Genomic DNA, 15,413 nt, shown 5'->3' on the forward strand with positions numbered 1-15,413 from the left:
CACCCCATGGACAAACTCATCCCCGATCCACCCGTCCCACCGCTGCACCTGGACATCGCCGCCGACGCCAACGCCGAACGCGTCATCGATTCCTATCTGAACCCCAAACCCGCACAGCTTGACAAGAAATTACCTCCGGACCAGTTGTTCACTGTCGTGGAGGGCGTCGATGCCGAAAGCCTGTTGGCCAATCTCAGCGAAACCCTGGCCTCCGCCAACGTCATGGCCGGTGACCTGGCATTCGAACTGGAGGGCTCCCGACGACACTTTGCGTTGGGGCTGCAACAGCTGATCGAGCTGGGCCAGCTCTTGGCGAACCGGGCGCTGGATACGGTGGACCCGAGATAGAAACTGAAAAAATGGGTTTGGTCGATGATCAAACCCATTTTTTACGGCAGCATACGCCGCATGCTCACACGGACTCGTAGACCATGCAGACCCCCTCTCGCAACGCTCTGATGGCCCAACTCTCCACCACCCCCGATGACATCCCCACACGCGCCGCGCTGTATCGCGACCTGCTCGACACCGGCGAGGCCTCCCTGGATGGCCTGCGAGTCGCGGCCGGCCTGGGTGACCCGGCGGCCATCAGCGCCGTGGCCCAGTTGAACGCCACGCCCCACGTCAATCGCCCTGGCCCGTTGTTGGCGCAGCTTCGCGGTTTGCCGGTCGATCATCTGGAGTTGGAGGATGCCGAGCCGCAGTGGTGCGATGCCCTGAACGGGCTGCCGTTGCGGACCCTGGCGCTCCATTACCCGCATTTCAGTTGCAGCCAGGAAATATGGGGGCGTTTGCCGACCGCTGCCCTGGAGGCGTTGGAGATCAACGGTTTCTGGCGTAATGACGGCGATCCGCATTTGCCTGCGCTCGAACGGTTGCGTCGGTTGAAGTTGGAAACCCGCAGCGAGGATTTCGACGATGATTTCTTTCGCCAACTGGGCAGCGGTCGGCTGGAGGCGTTGTGGCTGAACAACTGTGATGAAGTGACCGACGAAGGCCTTCGCGCCCTGGCGCCTCTCAAGTTGCGCTCGCTCACCTTGCGCGACGCGGGGGAACTCACGTCGCGGGGGATGGCGCAGTTGTGCAGCCATCCACTCGAACAACTGTCGATCAGCGATAACCGCAGGATCCTGGATGAGCCTGCCTGGCTCCGTGACCTGGGCAAGTTGCGTTCCCTGAGCCTGAACGACTGCTCCGCGACGGATGACATGTTGCCGTTCATCCGCGACCTGCCAATTGAACGGCTTGCGCTCGGTGCTTCGTATGTCTGCGAGGAAGGGCTTGAGGCGCTTGAAGGCATGCCGCTGGCCGAGCTGGATCTCAAGGCATCGCGGATGATGATCGAGCGGCTCGATGTGCTGCACGCTTTTCCGCTCAAGCGCCTGGTGCTCGCCGATGTCCAGGGGATCGATGCGCGGACCTTGGGCGACCTGCGAGGCTTGGCTCTGGAGTCGTTGGATTTGTCGTTGAACGAGCTGAGCTGGAAGGCATTGAAACAACTGGCCGGCCTGCCGCTGAAGCGGTTGGACCTGAGTTTTTGTCAGGGCGTCGATGGCAAGGTCTTGCGCAAGCTCGTCGACCTGGGGCTGCCGTTGGAGCAGCTTGAGATCAGCGGCCTGGATCTGCGCGATGACGACCTGGCCTGCCTGCGTCATCTGCCGTTGCAGCGCCTCGGCCTGTATGAAAGCCCCTGGCTCACTGATGCCGGCGTCGCGCACCTTGCGCATCTGCCGTTGCGGGACCTGACGCTCGAGGCAGGCCCTGGGGAGTCGCAGCTCACATCCGCCATGGTGCCGGTGTTGGAGCAGTTGCCGCTGCAACGGTTGTCCTTGCGCAACGGCTCCGGGATCAGCGCGCAGGGTTGGGATCGCCTGGCCCGGTTGCCTGCGCGAGTGATGGGGCCGGGTATCTGACGCAGGTGTTCGCGGGCACGAAAAAGGCACTGGCGATTATCGCCAAGTGCCTGGTTTACCGGGGTTCGCTTATGAATGAGACGCAACGGGTACGCGTCTGCCCAGGCGGATCAGTTCATTGGAGAAACACAACCCGAGGATAATCAGCCCCGCGCCCGCGTACAGGCTGTCCCTCGGTACTTCATTGAGCACCACAAAGGCCAGCAGCGCCGCGAACAGCGGTTCGGTCAGCTCCAGTGCCTGCACTTGCGACGGCTTGAGGTATTCAATGGCTTTGGTGGTGCAGAAGAAACCCAGGATCGTCGGCAGCGCCGCCAGTGCCAGCAGCACGGCAATTGCCAGGATGGAGAACTCACCGATCACAAAGCCATCCGCCGCAGCCGGCATCAGCAAGTAAAGGCTGCCGAAAAACAGCAACTGGCGAGTGAAGTGCAACCCGCCCGACACACCCATACCTTTCATCGCCACCGAAAACGCGCCGTAACCACAGCCCGCCATGACGGCCAGCGCCGCGCCTTGCAGCGTAAAGCCCTGCTGAAGATCGGCGCCGAAAATCACCGCGATCCCGGCAATGGCCAGCACCGCGCCAACCGTGGCGTTCGCCGTGATCGCATCCTTCAGGAAGAGACGCCCCAACAGAATCGAGGAAATGGACGCGCTCGCCATCAGCATCACCACCACACCCGCCGCCGCGTAATGCCGGTAAGCGGAGGTTTCGAAGTGGAACAGCACGAAAATACCGAGAAACGCACAAATCGCCGCCTGCCACCACTTGGCCTTCGTCGCCGGTCCCTTGAGGAAAAACAGCAGGACCGAGAGCAGCAAGCAGCCCAGGACAGTCTTGATAACGGCGACGCTGCTTGCGGTGAAGCCGCTGCTCATTAGCACTTTGCTGAGGACACCGATGGTGGCGTTTAGCGCGGCGGCGCAGAGGGCGAAGATCACACCTTTGCCGAAGTGGGTTTGCATGGGGGGACGGTCCTTGTTGTTGAGGGGCGTTTGGCAGGATACCGGGGTGTGGGGGGGAGCAGAATCCTGGGCACAAAAAAAGACGTCCTAGGACGTCTTCTTTTGTTTGATGTGCCGGGGTGAGCTGAAATGGTCTGATAAATATATGAAATATATAGAGTTTTCTGGTTAAACTTTCTTCGTGGAATACCATTTGGAATGCGCTGCACAGGATTGAGCCGGAATGCTGAGGCGTGACCCTCCTGAGGCAATCATCAGGAGTCATTTCGCAGTGGCCAATCACGTGGTCGTCATCCCCTTTTCTGCCCAGTGTTGGATGAGGGTAGGGTACAGGTATGAGCTTTAAATTAAGGGGCCTAATTTGCTTTGATCGCTCATCTTTAAAATCAAGGTACTAAGAGTACAGGTGCGTGGTTGAGCAACATCTTGTACCTGTACCCTGCTTGGTCGACTATGTGGGCTTGAAAACAGCGAAAAATTCCCTGAAGCCATTTGTGGTTAATGTATTGTGTATGCGTAGTAATCCTGTCTCACCTAAAGGGGCGGTTCCTTTGCCGTTTTGGCTTCTCTCGTGCTGGAGTTGCTCTTGTAATTCATCTACTGATAGCCAATAGTTGCATGTCTGCTGATCATGTGATCGATTGATGCTGAAATATTTTCCGTCTCGCTCACCCGCGACTGGATAATGATGAATGGACTCGCTCAGCCAGTATAGCTTGGAGTCCAATGTGGCTATCCATGTGTCCTGAGTCTTGCCGTAAAAGTGCTCTTTGGAAAACTCCAGGGCGCCTTTTATGTACTTGAGGTCTTGAACGCCGTTAAAAATATTTTTGAATCGCTGCGCTGGCTTGTTGCTTCCACTCATGAAGTTGTTCTTGATGTCTTCGATTTTTGCGTTAAGCTCGTCGGAATAGTTGGGCTTTTTATCGCAGAAGCAGTACTTGGCAATTTCGGCTTCAACAGCGCTGAGCATATCAATTTCATCACAGACACGGCTCATATATGTTTTGAATTTTTCAACGCCTGATAAGCTTGGCTTCGTGGCGTTGATGATATGTATCTGCATGAGCGAGAAAAACGGCACGCTGTAGAGGTACTGCTCTTCTATGCTGAGTTCTGAGAACTCATACGCTCGGGTTCTTTCCGCTTCATTCGGGGTGTTTCGTGTCGCGGTTGGATGATCGATCATCTGAGGGCAGAATATCGAAAGAAACAATTCATACATCTCAAAGCTTAGCTTTTTGAATTTCGGGTGGACCTCGTTAAGGGCAAACCCGGGCGTTAGGCACAGACTTTGTGGTGGGCAAGAGTTTATGAAATTTATAAGTCTAGTTAAGTCGAAATCGTTCGGGCTGTGGCGACGAAGAATTACATCTTCCATTCTCACCAAAATGTTAAGGTCAAGAATCAAGGTCGTTTCTATGCCTTTCCGCTTGTTCTCGGTCACGATGCTTGGGGTGAGCTGCGGGGAACTGTCGGTTTTGCGGCAAGGTTTTATAAAATGTAGGGTATGTGAAGGCATTGTGATTTACCTAACTCCTTTCTGATAAGACTGTGTCCTTAAATCGTGAGCTGCTATACAGCGTATCGCCTGCATTGGGGGTTCTAACGTCTGACTCAAAGTTAAGTGCTGAGAATTATCGGGTCGATGGAACCCTGATGCTTGTAAGCCATCTTCAGAGTGAAGTTGGATGGTTCTGACCAGTACCTATGCCGCGTGCGCTGGTGACATCGTCCGCTATGATACTCAGATGCCTTCAACATCAATTCCGTGTTCTGCCAACCATGTCTTGCGCTGTGCGTAGTCAGGCATGACGCGCTCCAGGCGTAGCCAAAATTCTGGGGTGTGATGTGGCTCTTGCAAATGCACCATCTCATGCACCACCACATATTCCGCAATGGGCTTGGGCAGCAGAATGGTCTTCCAATGGAAGTAGAGCTGCGCGCCCTTGCCACAGGAGCCCCACCGATAGCCCAGATCCTGCACACGTATACCGCCTGGGATAAGGTCCATGCGGGCTTGGTGACTTTTGACGCGCAAGGCCAGCCAACTGCGCGCATGTTCGCTGTACCAACGAATGAAATGCTCTCGAGCTCTTGGTAGCTCGCTACGCAGCAGGCGAAAACGACCCGCAGAGAGTTTCAGCGGCACATCCTGTTCATCAACCAATTTGAGGCGATAGCTTCGTCCCAGATATAGAAAACCCTCGCCATCAACGTATTCCTTGATCGGGATTGCGCGCTGCAGGCGTTCCTTTTCGGCAAGACGCGAGTAGATCCAGAAGCTTTTTTCCGCTACGAATTGCCGCAGAGCTTGCTCATCAACCTCAGGTGGGGCAGACAGGATAAGGGCGCCGTCACGCTCGACAGTGATCTGTAGCGTCTTACGCCGCGCGCTGCGGCGTAGCGTCAGTTGCAGCTCGCCTACGGTGAGGGTCTGGCTACTCATAGTTGCATCAACCGATCATGGCTAGCTCTCGCTTGGTCCATCAGCCGGTCAGACAGTACACCCGCCGTATCGCTGTCCATCAAGGGCGGACGTAGTCGCATCAGGTAATCGAATAGCTGCCCGGCTAGTTCCTCCTGTGCTGCTCGCTTGCGCGGGCTCCAGATATCGCGGTGGCTTTGGAGTTCGCCCACCAACAAATCGACCAGTTCCACTGTTACATCCTTCAAACGCAGCAGCTCGGTGGGCTGCGGATTGGCGTCGGCACATACCACATCCAGCAGGGTGCGCAGGAAGGGTGCATAGTGCTCAGGTAGGTCCAGGGGGCTGTAGTCATCGCTCATTTGACCGCTGCGCAGTTCGTTGATGATCTTCTGCATCTGTTCAACCAACTGATCCCACTGTTCGCCCAGCGACTTGAGCAGGTCGTTCAGACGTTCGGATAGCTTGCGATAAAGTACCGGATCTTCATCAGCATGCTTGCGCACATGCGAGCGAATGGCGTGCTCCATCTCTGAGGCCTTGGCGCGGTCGTTGACGCTGCGCGATAGCTGCTTCTCGAAGTCTGCGTCGGTGAGCTGAATCGGCGGAATCTTCGGGTCGATGCCCAGGGAAATAACGTGATCGTCGATCAGCTTGCGCACCTTGGCGCCGACATCCTTGCCCAGTTGCGGCAGGTCCTTGTAGCGACCGCGCGCCCGTGCGTGGATATAGGCTAGGCGCTTGGCATCCTTGACGAAGGGCAGGCCCTCGGGGCGTGGCAGTACAGTGTCCAATGAGTCGAGGAATGCTTTGAGCTTTACCGCAAATTCGGCGCGCACCTTTTCCGATTCCAGTGCAGCAATGCAGGCTTCGGCATCTTCCAGCGACTCGATGTCCTGGCGACGCAGCACATCCACCACTCGCAGATGACGATCTCGTAACACCGGCACCTCGTCCTTGATGCTACTCAGCGCACCCTCGATATCCTCGTCAGCATAGGCTGCCAGGGCTTCGCGCAAATGGTTGGCGACCCCGTAGTAGTCGACCACGATGCCGCAGCGTTTGCCAAACCCAGTACGGTTGACCCGCGCAATGGCTTGCAGCAGCTCGGCTTCCTTGATTGGCCGATCAAGGTACATGACCCCTTCGATGGGGGCGTCAAAGCCGGTGAGCAACATAGACTTAACGATCAGGAAGGCCAGTGGATCGGCCTTGCCCGGCTGCTCATGATTCAGCGGCTTCTTGAAGCGCTGGATCAACTGCTCGTGCTTGCTGCCATCCGTCCAGGTTTTCCATTCGGCCGGATCGTTATTTGAGCCGGAAATAATCGGTGCGAATTCTAAGCTGCGTAGCCTGTCGCGATAGCGCCATGCCTGCACGCGTGCCTGGAGCTTGGGTGGGCGCTGGCACAGGGTCTCGTCGTCGAGATCTTTGTCAACTGCTGGCAGCGCGTCGGCCTCGGCCAGCAGCTCATCGCGGGCGGCCTCCAGCGCATGAAAATAGCGGATCGCTGCAATCCGGCTATAAGCCACCACTTGCGCCTTGTAGCCGTTGGGCAGGATGTTGGTGACGTAATGTTTGAGAATATCGCGCGCCTTTTCGGTAATCAGCGCGGGGGCATCAAAGATATGACCCTTGGTGGCGTATTTTTTCTTGATCAGTTCCAGCTCGTCCTGACTGTGCTCGCGGAACAAATCCTCGAACAGTTCATCCAGGCTCGCCCCGTCTTTCACAGCGCCCTGAGCAGTTCGTCCTTCGTAAAGCACCGGCACTGTCGCGCCATCTGCCTCGGCTTCCTTGATGGTGTATTTATCGATGAACGCGCCAAAAATTTCGTGGGTGCGTTTCTTATCGCCCATGATGATCGGCGTACCGGTAAAGCCGATGCGCACGCAGTTTGGCAGGCCCGCCAGCAGGTTCGCGTGTAGATCGCCGGCCTGGGTGCGGTGCGCCTCATCGATCAGTACCAGAATGCTCTCGTCGTGGTTGAGCACTTCGAATGGTTTGCTCACCAGGTAGGGCGCACGCTTTTCTGCGGCTTTGAGGGATGCCGTAGCTTGCGCAGGGGGCGGCGCCTCTCCATCTTCCTCCTGTTCGGGATTGCGATACTTCTGGATGGTGGCGAATATCAGGCCTGGGCCCTGGCGGCGTGCCAAGGCTTTAACGCCCTCGATATTGGACGCCACCTCCGGCAGCTCGCCGCTCAGCGTGGCGGTGGCGGCGAGCTGGTTTTGCAAGTCTTTACGGTCGGTGACCACGATGATCTTGAAGCGGCGCAGTTGTGTATCCGTGCGCATCTTGCGCACCAGAAATACCATGGTCAGGCTCTTGCCCGAACCCTGGGTGTGCCAAACGATGCCGCCGCGCTGGTCGCTCTCGCCATGTTCAAGGCGTGTCTGCCCGCGTTTCATGCGGATCACCGTGCGGTTCACCGCGCGGTATTGCTGGTAGCGGCAGACTGTCTTTATGGTCTGCCCGCCAATCTGCATGAACAGCATGAAATGTCGAATCAGATCGAGCAGGTGGGCCGGCGTCAGCATGCCTGCCACCAGGCGTTCCTGTTCGGACAATTTGGCTTTGCCCAACTGCTCGGCCACAGACTGTTCGCTGCCGCTGCCATCCGGGCCAACCACGGTTTTCCATTGGGAGAAATGCCCGAAGCCGGCACCAATGCAGCCGACCCGAGCCTCGTCGTAGCTACTGGCGATCAACAGCTGCACGCTGGCGAACAGAGTCTCGTTGCCCTCATTCTCCTCGACCTCGAAGGCCGCTTTGCGCTGGTTGCTATAGCGGCGCAATTGGTCGACAGCCTCGGCCAGCGGTTCTGGAATGGACGGGCTCTTGCACTCCACCACCACCAGAGGGATGCCGTTCACCAGCAACACCAGATCCGGGACGATAAATTTCTTGCCGCTGTTATAGCCCGGCGGGCAATCCACTCGGAACTGATTGATCACACTGAAGTGGTTATTGGCCGGGCTGGCCCAGTCGATGTACTGGATTGTCTGGCCGCGACCGCCCTCCCAGCCTGGGAGGCCGTCGACAGTGATACCTTTGAGCAGCAGCTCAGTGACCGTCTGGTTAGCTTCCATCAGCTTGCCGGCGCCTACACGGGTAATGGCCGCCAGTGCTTCGGCAATGCGCTGCTCATCCAGCCAGGGCTGGCCGTCGCGCAGGTTGATGGCACGCAACCGCTCTGCCAGTGCGGCCTGCTGAATCACTTCACTGAAGCTGCTGCGGCCAGTGATGGCCGGGTCGTCGAGGCTGCCCTCGATATGCTTCCAGTTCAGCCCCTGTAACTGAGCCACAAAGGGTTTTTCGACGTCTTTCAGCTCCCAGCCCACGGTTTACTCCTTTAATCCAGTTCAGGCGTGTATGGGCTCATACAGGCTCATAGCGGCTCATTCCGGCTCATTCCGACTCATTTCCGCGCATTCCGGCTCATTCCGAGATCCCAACGGTGTAGATTGCCCCTCGATTCTTGCCGCTCTGCACAAGGGCGCCTTTGTCTTTCAGCTTTTTCAGCAGCTTGGCCGCTTGGTCAGTTGATATGCGACATAGTCCCATGACCTCGGCACGTTTTATTTGCCCATGCTGCTGTACATAGTTCAACACCATTTGCTCATGCTGAATCGGAGCGAAGCCAGCCTGGCGGGTATAGGCGGCCTTGTCACCCACGGCCTGGTATAGGCTGGCGGACAAGGTGTAGCTGCGCCCTCGGGTAGAACCGTGAGCCTCCACCAAGCCGGCTTCGGTCAGGGCTTCCAGGGTGCGTTTGGCACTGGCGGTGTCGCGCTGGATCTGTACGGCCAGTTCGTCGGCCGTGACGCGCTTGGTCTCACGTAGGGCGGCCAGGGCGATCAGGCTGTCAATGGGCAGCTCGGCGCTGGTGGCGCGTTCGTGCTCGACTACCAGACGGCGGAAGTCAAGATCGGCCTCTGCGGTGGGGAGGCGCAACACCACGTTCTGTGCGGTGGTGTAACTGTAGTCCGGGGCCGGCCGGCCGAACTTGAGCATGCCGCGGAAAATCTTGTCCACGCCTCGGCCGGAGCGTTCGACCACGCCGACGCGCTTCATGGCGTCGGCCAGGGCCGGGTTGCGCGGGCGCGGTTCGGTCACCAGCAGGTTGGCCAGGGTCACGCCATCGACCAGGCCACCGGGGTTGCTAACCACCAGGGCATCGTCCTCCAGGCGCACATGTACCGCGCCTCTGCCGTGGTAATCGCGATGCACCAAGGCATTGGCTACGGCTTCACGGAAGGCGCCGAGGTCGACCTTGGGCACTGGCACGCGGAATAGGCCGACCTGTAGTTCTTCCTCTGGGTTGTAGGGACGGAAGTTGGTTTCCAGCCAGTCCAGTGCCTTGAGCAATGGGAAGCGGCGAAACTCGTTGAAGCGCACTGCCTGCTGGGCCAGCACCTGGAAAGCGAACTCATGGGTGGGTACCAGTTGACGCAGGGAGGTTTCCCGACCGATCAGTAGCAGGCCGGTAAGGGTCGGCACGCGCGAACCATCGGGTTGACGCGCTGTGAGCAGCAGTGCGCCGTCCAGGGCTTCGTCGTCCAGTTCTAACAGCACGCGGTCGCCGCCGTATTGCTGCACCGCCTGGCGCAGGCGTTCACGCTCCAGCGGGTCGAGGTCGGCGAGAGTGGCACCGGCCACTGGCTGGGCGGAAACATCGAGTAGGCCGAAGCTGCTTGCGCGGCTGCTGCGCTCATGGGGCAGCATGGCTATGCATTCGGGCGTGCCGTTGTGCTTCAAGCGGCGGCGCAGGTAGACGCCGCTGGTGGTGGCCACCTCGCCCTGGGCTTTGGGTACATTGATGCGCGCCACGATTACACCATCCAGGTCGAGCGCCTCTGCCTGTACGTTCAGCGACGGCGAGGTGCGCGCTGCAACCATGCCGGCCAAGCCCTCCAGCAGGCGGTGCTCGGCATGCAGGCCGGTGGGCGTGCCATCATCCTCGACACCCAGCCACAGTTCGCCGCCCTCGGCATTGGCCAGGCAGACCAGTGCCTCAATTAGCTCGCGGTCGGGGAGCTTCTTGAGGTCGCTCTTGAACTCGACGGTGAGGGTTTCGCGGGGTGGTAGGTGCTGGGGCATATCAGGCTTCCATTGATGGAGCAGCTTGCTGAACGGACTCCAGCAGCGGGGTGACACGCACGCGGCCGGTCAGTAAATCATCCATCAAGCCAGCTTTTTGCTGTCTCAGTTTTTCAAGCAGGGCCATTTCATGCTGGAGCCTCAAAGCCAAGGTGTTGGCTCGAGCACTGATCTCAATTTGCTCCGGCAAGGGGGCGATAGCCACGAGCAAGTTTCGGATAGCGTGCTGACTGATGTTTTTCATGCTCATGCTGGTTCCGGTTGCCGAGCACTCAATCTGAGATCGGATATACGGCTGTTGCAAACAGAGACACAAGTACTCCTTCGAAGCCATGCCGCAATTAACCACCAAACGTAGGGTCTTGTCACAGAGCATTAACTTAGGCTGTGGGTCCTCTACCAGGCATGCCATTCCAACTAGTTCTGGAGTATTGGCGCGCGTTATCAAAAGATCGCCTGAGTGGACCTCGTAAGCCGGATTAACAAGAGATTCATGCTCTACAAGCTTGTTTTGGTCAGAGCGGAAACCGTCGGAATGAACAGCGCTAACCTTCAATACACCCCAACTTCCAGAAGGTGCTGGAGTGTCCGAGCAGCTCGGACTTTTTCCCGCCTCAATGTCAGTAAGCAATGTAGCAATTAACTGCGCATCCCATTCCCTTGGAATCCAGCCTAACGGCGACTCTTTGTAGAGCTGCGGCGCTTCGCTCTCCGGCGGGCGCAGTTGGCCGTTAGAGTCAATGCCACGGGTCAGCAGGTCGTGCAGCAGGCTCTGCTTGATGGCCTTGAGCTTGTCGATCAGCGCCTCGGTTTCGCGGATGGCGGTGTCGAAGATGTCGAGGATTTGGGCAATTCCTTGCTGCTCCTGAACTGTTGGAACAGGAAGCACGCTTGCTTTAACAGGTTTACGGATTAGCTCTAACTGATTGGTCGACCCTGCGTAGCAAAATCGCTCAAGGTGGCTCTGCCCCCAAGACGTACGCAGCACGGCATTGAGCCATCTTCCATCAGCGGCTTCAGCCCTTGGCCGAAGCACGGTGACATGCCCGTCAACAATAAAGGCCCCGTCATGATCGAATACAACCGATCGGCCAATAGTCCCTGTGCCGGTAGAGTTCAGCAGGACATCACCAGACTCCGGGCGCAGCACATTACGCATCGCTCGATCTGCATGAGGGCGTGCAAACTCAGGAGCGAAGCGAGATGTGGTGACACACCGCTGACCGATGGCCAAAACGCTGCTGCCCTCTACATAAACCGGTGCCGTGCCTCGGGAAATCAGGTTGCACAGTTCATCGAGCGTCTTTTTTGGCCATCCTGCCTCATTGGGTATCGAGACTTCCAAAGGTAGGAACTCTTGCTCAGACATACCCCAGCCCCTTCAAGAACCCCTGCAACGCCTCTGCTGCCGCATCGCGCTTGTGCTCGATCTCGTTCAGCGTTACCCGGTACTTGTCCCACCAGTTCTCGAAGGTAGCGACTATCTGCTTGCGCTGGGCGGCGATATAGCGCTCGACGATGGCCTGCATATCGTTATGCAGGATGGTTAGCAGCAGCTCGGTCGCTTGTAGCTCGTCCAGCCCGTCGACGGCCTGATTCAGGTGGCTGGCGAAGTTTTCCTGCTGAGTTTTGAGTTGTTTCTTTACCTTTGTCAGCTCGGCCTTCCAGCTCTTGAGCTGGGCTTCATCGATAGGGTTTTCCTCGTCATCGGCACCCATCTCGACATCGGCCTCGTCTGAATCTTCCCCCTTAATTGGGGCTGCGGCTTTGAGCTGGCTATCCAGTTCGGCCCTTTTCGATTCCAACTTGGCCAGCTCGGTTACGAAATCGCCGAGTAGGAACTTCACCAGCTTGTGCTCCAGCGGGCTTTGCTTGCTGGTCTTGTCTTCCAGGGCGGTGATGATGCTGATGCGCCAAGCGTCGATTACGCCCCGGCTGCCGTGGGCCATCAAACCGAGAAAGTCGTATTTGCTCTGGTACCAGAAGCCGGCAACAATGCCGCGCACCTGGAAGGGGTCGAGCAGGCCGATGCCTTCCAGCGTCTGGCTAAAACTGGCCAGCAGGTCGCCGCGCAACTCGACCAGTGTGGCACTGTTATCCAGCTTCCCAGCCAGGGCAGTGATGCGCGGGCTGTGTGCGTGCCACCAGTTTTCGAAGGCATCACGCAGGGCGGCTTCCTTGGCCTGCAGCCCTGCGTTGCTTTCGATGGCTGGCTTGAGGTCGGTGCGCCGGCTTAGCTCGTCGCGAAAGTCGAGATACTGTGCGTCTCGAGCCACGAAGAGGTCCTGCGGGTCGAGGCCATGGGCAGCGAACAGTGTGGCTTTCGCGTCAACTTCAGCCTTGGGCACACCTCCCAGCAGGTGAGCGCGTACATCATGCGGTTCTGGTGGCGGTGCGTTATCCACATAGCGGCGGATGTTCAGGTTGTAATCGTTTTCGCGCAGCGTAGCGATATCCACCACATCGCTGAGGCCGTCGATCCGGCGGAATTCATCGAAGGCGGTGGTGATCTTCTCGATATGCTCGGGCAGCAGGTAGTTCTGCGCACGACCCTCGAAGTACTCGCGGTCGGCGTTGATAAACAGCACCTTGCCCTGGCGATCGGCAGGCTTGGCGCTGACACGGTTGGCGCCTTCCTGCTTTTGTTGGCGCAGGATAAGGATGCACGCCGGAATGCCGGTGCCATAGAACAGGTTGGCCGGCAGACCGATCACGGCTTCGAGCAGGTCGTTCTCGATAATGCCGGCTCGGATACCGCGCTCCTCACCTCCACGGAATAGCACTCCGTGGGGCAGTACCGTGGCGATCATGCCCTCGTCGCGGGTCACGGCGAGCATGTGCTGGAGGAACATCAAGTCGGCCTTCTTCGAGCCCAACGGCACCTCGCCGAAGCGGAAGCGCTGCTCGCGGAATGTCGGGTTCCAGGCCAGGCTGCCATCCGGGCTTTTCTCGGTGTGGCCCCAGTTGATGGAGAACGGCGGGTTGGTGAGGATGCGGTCGAAGCGGCGTAACTCACCGCCTTCGATATGCCGAGGGTTGGCCAAGGTGTCTTCGTTCTCCAGCCCGGTGCCGCTGATGCCGTGCAACAGCATGTTCATCCGTGCGATGGACCAGACGGTACCGTTGAATTCCTGGCCGAACAGGTTGGCCTTGCGACCGTCTTCTCCGTGCTCGTCAATGTATTCCTTGGCAGCAATCAACATGCCGCCCGAGCCGCAACATGGGTCATAGATGTCGTGTTCGAGGCGTGGCTTGAGCAGGTGAACCATCAACCGCACCACCGCACGCGGTGTATAAAACTCGCCGCCCTTCTTGCCGGCCGAGTCGGCGAACTCGCCGATCAGGTACTCGTAGGCGGCACCGAGCAGATCAGGGAATTCGAAGTCACTGTTGCGCAGGCGCACTTCACCGAAGTGGGTGATGAGCTGGCGTAGCTTCTGATCGGGAATCTTTCCTTGGCCGACCTTACGAGTGAAGTCGATATGCTCCAGCACCCCTTCCAGGTCCGCATTGTTGCCCTCGATGCCGGCCAGCGCCTTGTTCAGCAGGTCGCCGACATTGATGTGCGCTTCGTTGAGCACGTACCAGAATCGCGAATGGATGGGCACCCAGAAATTGCCATGAAGCTTGTACCAGCGCGGATTTTCCGCCATGGCACATGCCTCGGATTTACTCTTGCCGGCATTCATCTGATCGACAACGACCTGCTCATAGCGCTCCTCGAATACGTCGGAGCAGCGCTTGAGGAACAGCATGCCAAAAATGTATTCCTTGAACTCCGAGGCATCCATCTTGCCGCGCAGGATATCGGCAGCTTTGAACAGATGGCGTTCCAGTTGTTGCAGAGTGAGGGGCATTGCGGAATCTCTTGTGGGCACCCAGGGAGTGGATGCCGATTAAATGCCGGAGATTGTATCCTAAGCCAAGCGACGTCCTGCACCCGGTAGGGGACGGGGTTGCGGTAAGGTTTTTGCGCCATCGAGCCAGACGCTCAAAGGAGCTGTTTGTTTAGCCTTTGCCTAGGTGGGAATGGAAGGGCCCGAAGTAATCGGTCTGATGAGGCAAACACGAAAGCTCATTCCAGGATCTATACGCCGTTGAGCTGTGCCTAGCAGGCTGTCATTAAGCAGGCATTCCTGAGTCAATCTATCCCTTTCAGGCACAAAAAAGGCACTTGCGATAATCGCTAAGTGCCTGATTTATAACGCTAATTTGGTGGAGCCGGGGGGATTTGAACCCCCGTCCGCCAGTACTCCGCTGTCGGTACTACATGCGTAGCCGTGTCTATTGAGTTAACCCTCAGCGACCCGACGGGCAGGGTGCTTTGGGCGAGTTGTGTAAGTTTTAGCCGCTTCGTCCACAACGTACTGCACGGCGATTCCGTTCTATATGACAATCACTTTGGGTTTACGGACATCCCCTAATGATTGCTGGACCCGAAGGTACCAGAAGCTCAGGATCTAAGGCTGCTTACGCAGCGATAGCGTAATCCTGGCCGTAGGTTTCGTCATTGGCAACTATAGAAGTTGCAACAGTGGATTTACGAGTTCTGTTACCAACTCGGCATGCACCTAAAGTTTCGCAACCGGCGTCGAATCCTGAACGGCCCCGAACCTGGCGCTTCGTGGATCTGTTGAAGCGGCAGGCATTTGCAGTGTACGCCAATCCACGTCCGAGGCCAACCCGCAGGTTGGCCCTCGGTGGTCAGGTGTTTTTACCGTCTTTGTTGACCTTCTGGATTTCCTGGATGGTCTGGGTGGTTTCGGAGATGCATTTCTTGGTGCCTTCCTCCGTGTTTTGGGCTTGATAAGCCTTGGCTTGCTGGACGCTGGCTTCGACACGCGCCTCGATGTCCGAGCCCTGGATCTGGGTCTTGGCACTTTCGATGGTTTTCAGGTTGGTGTCGCACAGGTCGCTCGAACTGCCGGCGGCAAACGAGGGCGACGCCAGCATGGAGGCGGTAACGAACAGACCTAACAGTACAGAGCGCTTCATATGTC

General features: G+C 57.7%; 10 protein-coding genes and 1 other RNA gene. 2 read left to right on the forward strand and 9 right to left on the reverse strand.

Annotated features, from left to right (window positions below):
* Positions 1 to 6: 6 nt before the first annotated feature.
* Together N4Q37_RS17140 and N4Q37_RS17145 are read left to right on the forward strand one after the other, a co-directional pair.
* On the forward strand, positions 7 to 348 hold the full coding sequence (locus N4Q37_RS17140) for a DUF6124 family protein (protein WP_260959805.1): 342 nt from the start codon (positions 7 to 9) through the stop codon (positions 346 to 348).
* 83 nt (positions 349 to 431) lie between these two features.
* Positions 432 to 1,913 carry a leucine-rich repeat domain-containing protein gene (locus N4Q37_RS17145; protein WP_260959806.1) on the forward strand — a complete coding sequence of 494 codons (1,482 nt, stop codon included), beginning with the start codon at positions 432 to 434 and terminating at the stop codon, positions 1,911 to 1,913.
* Positions 1,914 to 1,982: 69 nt separating this feature from the next.
* On the opposite strand, the gene N4Q37_RS17150 is transcribed toward N4Q37_RS17145, so the two are convergent.
* From N4Q37_RS17150 to N4Q37_RS17190, 9 genes are all read right to left on the reverse strand, one after another.
* Positions 1,983 to 2,882 carry a DMT family transporter gene (locus tag N4Q37_RS17150; RefSeq protein WP_260959808.1) on the reverse strand — a complete coding sequence of 300 codons (900 nt, stop codon included), beginning with the start codon at positions 2,880 to 2,882 and terminating at the stop codon, positions 1,983 to 1,985.
* Positions 2,883 to 3,333: 451 nt separating this feature from the next.
* Entirely contained in the window at positions 3,334 to 4,404 is a 1,071-nt protein-coding gene (locus N4Q37_RS17155) for a hypothetical protein (RefSeq protein WP_260959810.1), read from the reverse strand.
* 225 nt (positions 4,405 to 4,629) lie between these two features.
* Positions 4,630 to 5,331, reverse strand: coding sequence for a M48 family metallopeptidase (locus tag N4Q37_RS17160; protein WP_260959812.1), 702 nt, complete (start codon positions 5,329 to 5,331; stop codon positions 4,630 to 4,632).
* On the reverse strand, positions 5,328 to 8,654 hold the full coding sequence (locus N4Q37_RS17165) for a type I restriction endonuclease subunit R (RefSeq protein ID WP_260959814.1): 3,327 nt from the start codon (positions 8,652 to 8,654) through the stop codon (positions 5,328 to 5,330). Before N4Q37_RS17165 ends, N4Q37_RS17160 begins: the two co-directional genes overlap by 4 nt.
* Before the next feature lie 97 nt (positions 8,655 to 8,751).
* Positions 8,752 to 10,413: an ATP-binding protein gene (locus N4Q37_RS17170; RefSeq protein ID WP_260959816.1), complete on the reverse strand. Its 1,662-nt coding sequence runs from the start codon at positions 10,411 to 10,413 to the stop codon at positions 8,752 to 8,754.
* Between the two features lies 1 nt (position 10,414).
* Positions 10,415 to 11,782 (reverse strand): restriction endonuclease subunit S, encoded by a 1,368-nt coding sequence (locus N4Q37_RS17175; RefSeq protein WP_260959827.1) that lies wholly within the window; start codon positions 11,780 to 11,782, stop codon positions 10,415 to 10,417.
* Positions 11,775 to 14,270 carry a type I restriction-modification system subunit M gene (locus tag N4Q37_RS17180; RefSeq protein ID WP_260959829.1) on the reverse strand — a complete coding sequence of 832 codons (2,496 nt, stop codon included), beginning with the start codon at positions 14,268 to 14,270 and terminating at the stop codon, positions 11,775 to 11,777. Before N4Q37_RS17180 ends, N4Q37_RS17175 begins: the two co-directional genes overlap by 8 nt.
* Positions 14,271 to 14,626: 356 nt before the next feature.
* Positions 14,627 to 15,023, reverse strand: a transfer-messenger RNA (tmRNA) gene (gene ssrA, locus N4Q37_RS17185).
* Positions 15,024 to 15,117: 94 nt separating this feature from the next.
* On the reverse strand, positions 15,118 to 15,408 hold the full coding sequence (locus tag N4Q37_RS17190) for a hypothetical protein (RefSeq protein WP_260959830.1): 291 nt from the start codon (positions 15,406 to 15,408) through the stop codon (positions 15,118 to 15,120).
* Between the last annotated feature and the right edge of the window lie 5 nt (positions 15,409 to 15,413).

It is taken from the genome of Pseudomonas citri (genome assembly GCF_025336485.1).
GTDB classification, from domain to species: Bacteria; Pseudomonadota; Gammaproteobacteria; order Pseudomonadales; family Pseudomonadaceae; genus Aquipseudomonas; species Aquipseudomonas citri.